This is a genomic window from Planctomycetota bacterium, assembly GCA_026387035.1.
In the GTDB taxonomy this organism is placed as follows: Bacteria; Planctomycetota; Phycisphaerae; order FEN-1346; family FEN-1346; genus JAPLMM01.
This window is the reverse complement of sequence record JAPLMM010000180.1, coordinates 1-3547: the sequence shown is the minus strand read 5'-3', so window position 1 is coordinate 3547 and position 3547 is coordinate 1. Positions and strand designations below refer to the sequence as shown.

5 protein-coding genes are annotated in these 3547 nt (G+C 65.7%); all 5 read right to left on the bottom strand.

Features of this window, described 5'->3' with window-relative positions:
• Positions 1–219: 219 nt before the first annotated feature.
• Positions 220–1140 carry a sugar phosphate isomerase/epimerase gene (locus NTX40_06545; protein MCX5648738.1) on the bottom strand — a complete coding sequence of 307 codons (921 nt, stop codon included), beginning with the start codon at positions 1138–1140 and terminating at the stop codon, positions 220–222.
• Between the two features lie 44 nt (positions 1141–1184).
• Positions 1185–2393, bottom strand: coding sequence for a phosphoenolpyruvate--protein phosphotransferase (gene ptsP / locus NTX40_06540; GenBank protein ID MCX5648737.1), 1209 nt, complete (start codon positions 2391–2393; stop codon positions 1185–1187).
• A 6-nt stretch (positions 2394–2399) separates the two neighbouring features.
• A complete protein-coding gene (locus NTX40_06535; GenBank protein MCX5648736.1) occupies positions 2400–2927 on the bottom strand; it encodes a hypothetical protein in 528 nt (175 codons plus the stop codon).
• 18 nt (positions 2928–2945) lie between these two features.
• On the bottom strand, positions 2946–3221 hold the full coding sequence (locus NTX40_06530) for an HPr family phosphocarrier protein (protein ID MCX5648735.1): 276 nt from the start codon (positions 3219–3221) through the stop codon (positions 2946–2948).
• Between the two features lie 43 nt (positions 3222–3264).
• Positions 3265–3547 (bottom strand): PTS sugar transporter subunit IIA (locus tag NTX40_06525; protein ID MCX5648734.1); only part of this gene is annotated, 283 nt, incomplete at its 5' end.

Below are 3547 nucleotides of genomic sequence, written 5' to 3'. Positions count from 1 at the left end.
TCAGGACCGCTTGTTTCACGGGTTTCACGGCGGCTTGTTCCTCGGCTCTTGCATCGCCCGCCACTCGGAGTCCGGCTATCATACCGGCGCCCACCAGCGACGTCTTCAAAAATTCCCGGCGCGAAACCTCGCTCCGGCTGCTCCCGCTGGATTCCTGCTCGTGCATCTTCATGGGCCATCTCCTCTCTCGGCTTCGTTGTGCGTGGCGGACGGCGGCCGTTACACCGTCGCCTTTTCCCACTCACTCTTCAGAAACGCGAACGATTTCGGAATCTCGACCATCGGGTCGCCCTCGACATGGCATTCGAGGCTGCAATAGTCCTGGTAGCCGATCTTCTTCAGGCCCCGGAACCCGGCGACGAAACTCCGCTCCGGCTTGTCGGGCTCCTTCAGGTGGTCCTGGCCCGGGAGCCAGCGGATGCGGCTGGCCAGGTGGACGTGGTGCAGCAGGCCGTCGGCCGCCAGGATCGCCTGCTCGTCGTCGGTTTCTTCTTTGCACATATGATAGAAGTCGCCCATCAAGCAGATGCCGGGGCTGTTGATTTTCCGGCAAATGTCGGCGGCGTCGGCCAGACGGTTCAGAAAGTGGGCCTCGCCCTTGTTGAGCGGCTCCAGGAGCACCCGCGTGCCGCACTTGACCGCGTGTTCGCCGAGGGCCGGCAGCGTGTCGAGGAGGCGTTTGCGGCCCTCGTCGCCCTCGAGTTGCGGGTCGCGGTTGAAGGCCGGCACGACGATGACGCCGGTGGACCCGGCCTCGCCCGCGGCCGTCAGCATTTCTTTGAGGCGCTCGAGGCCCTTGGCGTTCTCGGCGGCGTCGGGGTGCAGCAGCGAGAACCGTGCGACACACAGGGCGGCCACGCCGACGCCGGTGCCCGCCAGTTCCTGCTTGATCTGCCTGGCCCGTTCGACGCTCAGGCCGCCAAATTCGAGGCCGCATCCGCCGAACTTGAGGATGTTCTCGGCCTTTTCCTTGAGGCTGCCGCCGGGAATTTTGCCGTCCTGGCTGCAGAGTTTCAGGACCCCTTGTTTCAAGGGTTTCTCCGCTGCTTTTTCCTCGGCCATCGCATCGCCCGCCACGCGGAGTCCGGCCATCATACCGGCGCCCACCAGCGAGGTCTTCAGAAATTGCCGACGATCCATTGCAATGTCTCCTTTTGTTTTCCGTCCGGCGTGCCGCCGGCGGATCAGACCGCCATTTCCGGCAGCAGTCGCCGGGTCAGTTCCGACAGGTACGCGTCCACTTCGCGGTCCGAATCGAACGAGAAAATCTTGTCCGTGACCTCCCGCGCCTGGTCCATCGTCACGCTGCGGATGACCTTCTTGACTTCGAGGAGCGTGGCAGGCGAGACGCTGAGCGCGTGGACCCCCAGGCCGATCAGAAGGACCGTGTACATGGGCTCGCCGGCCATCTCGCCGCAGACCGCGACCTGGATGTCGGCGTCGCAAGCGGCCTGGACCACCTCGCGGATGAGCCGAAGCACCGCCGGGTGGCCGGCCGTGTACAGCCCCGCCACCCGCTCGTTCGAGCGGTCCACCGCCAGCGTGTACTGCACGAGGTCGTTCGTGCCGATCGAGAAGAAGTCGCACTCGCGGGCGAAGTTGCGGGCCATGAGGGCGGCGCTCGGCACCTCGACCATGATGCCGATCGCGAGGTCGCGGTCGAACGGGATGGCCTCCTCCTCGAGGTCCTCGCGGACGTCGGCCAGGATCATCTTGGCCTGCCGCAGTTCCTTCAGGTTCGTCACCAGGGGGAACATGACGCGGGTCGGCCCCAGGGCGCTGGCCCGCAAGATCGCCCGCAGTTGCGTCCGGAACAGGCCGATGTGCTGGAGGCTGAACCGGATGCTCCGAAACCCCAGGAACGGGTTCCGCTCGTCGTACTCGCCGGAGAGGTGGGTGAACTTGTCGGCCCCGAGGTCGCAGGTGCGGATGGTGATCGGCCGGCCGTCCAGCGCCTCGATGGCCTCGGCGTAAGCCTGGTAATGGTCTTCCTCGGTCGGGTCGTCCTCGCGGTCCAGGTAAAGGAACTCCGTGCGGTACAGGCCGATGCCGCTCGCCCCCCGGGCCAGGCACATCTCGACGTCGTGCGGGAACTCGATGTTGCCCCACAGCGCAACCTCGTGGCCGTCCTGCGTCACCGCGGGGAGGTCCTTCAGGTTCCCCAGCGATTCCTCCATGCGGCGGAATCGCCGCTCCGTCTCGTGGAACCGTGAGATGGTTTCCTCGTCCGGGTTGATGATCACCAGGCCCCGGTTGCCGTCCACCACCACCATGTCGCCGCCCGACACGTCGGCCGTGATCGTCTGCAGGCCCACCACGGCCGGGATGCTCATCGCCCGGGCGACGATGGTTGTGTGGCTCGTGCGCCCGCCGCCGTCGGTCGCGAAGGCCAGGATCTTCTAGCGATCGAGGCTGGCGGTCTGGCTCGGCGTCAGGTCGTGCGCAATGACGATGACGGGCTCCGTCAGGCGCCCCAGCGTCTCGCGCTTCGCCCCGATCAGGTGCCTCAGCAGCCGCTTCTCGATGTCGTAAACGTCGGCGACGCGTTCGGCCATGTAGCGGTTCGGCAGTTTGAGGAACTTGCGGGCGTAGGCCTTCAGGACGGTGGAGACGGCGTACTCGGCGGCGTAGTGCTCGCGCTCGACCAGTTCGTGGACTTCCTCGTGGAGGCGCTTGTCCGTCATGAGCGCGTCCTGGACGTCGAAGATCGCGCCCAGTTCTTCGCCCACGTCGCGGGCCACGCGCTCTTTCAACTCGCGGATCTCGCCCTGCGCCCTCTCCACCGCCTGGCGGAATCGCGCCAGTTCCGTCTCGACCTCCTCCGCCGCGATGCTGCGGCGGGGAATCCGGAATTGCTCGCTGTCCAGAACGATCGCCGGCGCGATCGCCAGACCCGGCGAGACGGGAATGCCTTTGCGTATTTCCATCGGGTTCGCTCGGCCGTTTCAGGAGTCGGCCTGCTCGTTGTCCGGGTCCCGAAGCAGTTCTGTCAACCGGGTCAGACACTCCTCCGCGTCGTCGCCTTCGACTTCCAGGCGAAGAATGGTGCCGGCGGCGGCGTCGAGCGTCAGCATGTCCCACACGCTCTTGCCGTTCACCATCTGGTCGTTTTTATGGACGGCGACCTGGCTGCGAAATCGGCTGGCGATCTCCACAAATTTCGCCGCCGGCCGCGCGTGAAGACCCGTCGCGTTCGTGATCTCGATATCTCTTGTCGGCACGTGTTCATCTCGCTCGCCGGCGCCAAAGATGCACGCCCGTTCTTCAACCCAACTCCTCGTCCGCCTCCCGCAACAGGTCGATGATCTCCTCCCGGCTGGAGGCCCGCAACAGGAAGCGGCGCAAGTTGTCGTTCTTGATGCTCCGGAAAACGTGTTCCATCGCCTTCAGGTGGTCCTCCGGCCTATCCGGATGCGACACCAAGAGAAAGAGCAAGTGCACCGGCCGGCTGTCCAGCGCCGAAAACTCCACGCCCCCCGCGCTCCGCGCCACCAGGCCCACCACGCCGCGAACCGATTCGTGCTTCGCGTGCGGAATCGCCACCCCG

Bases quoted from the DNA above. Each gene is read 5' to 3' on its own strand.
- NTX40_06545 (MCX5648738.1), bottom strand. From the start codon at position 1,140: ATGGATCGTCGGCAATTTCTGAAGACCTCGCTGGTGGGCGCCGGTATG.
- NTX40_06535 (MCX5648736.1), bottom strand. From the start codon at position 2,927: ATGGAAATACGCAAAGGCATTCCCGTCTCGCCGGGTCTGGCGATCGCG.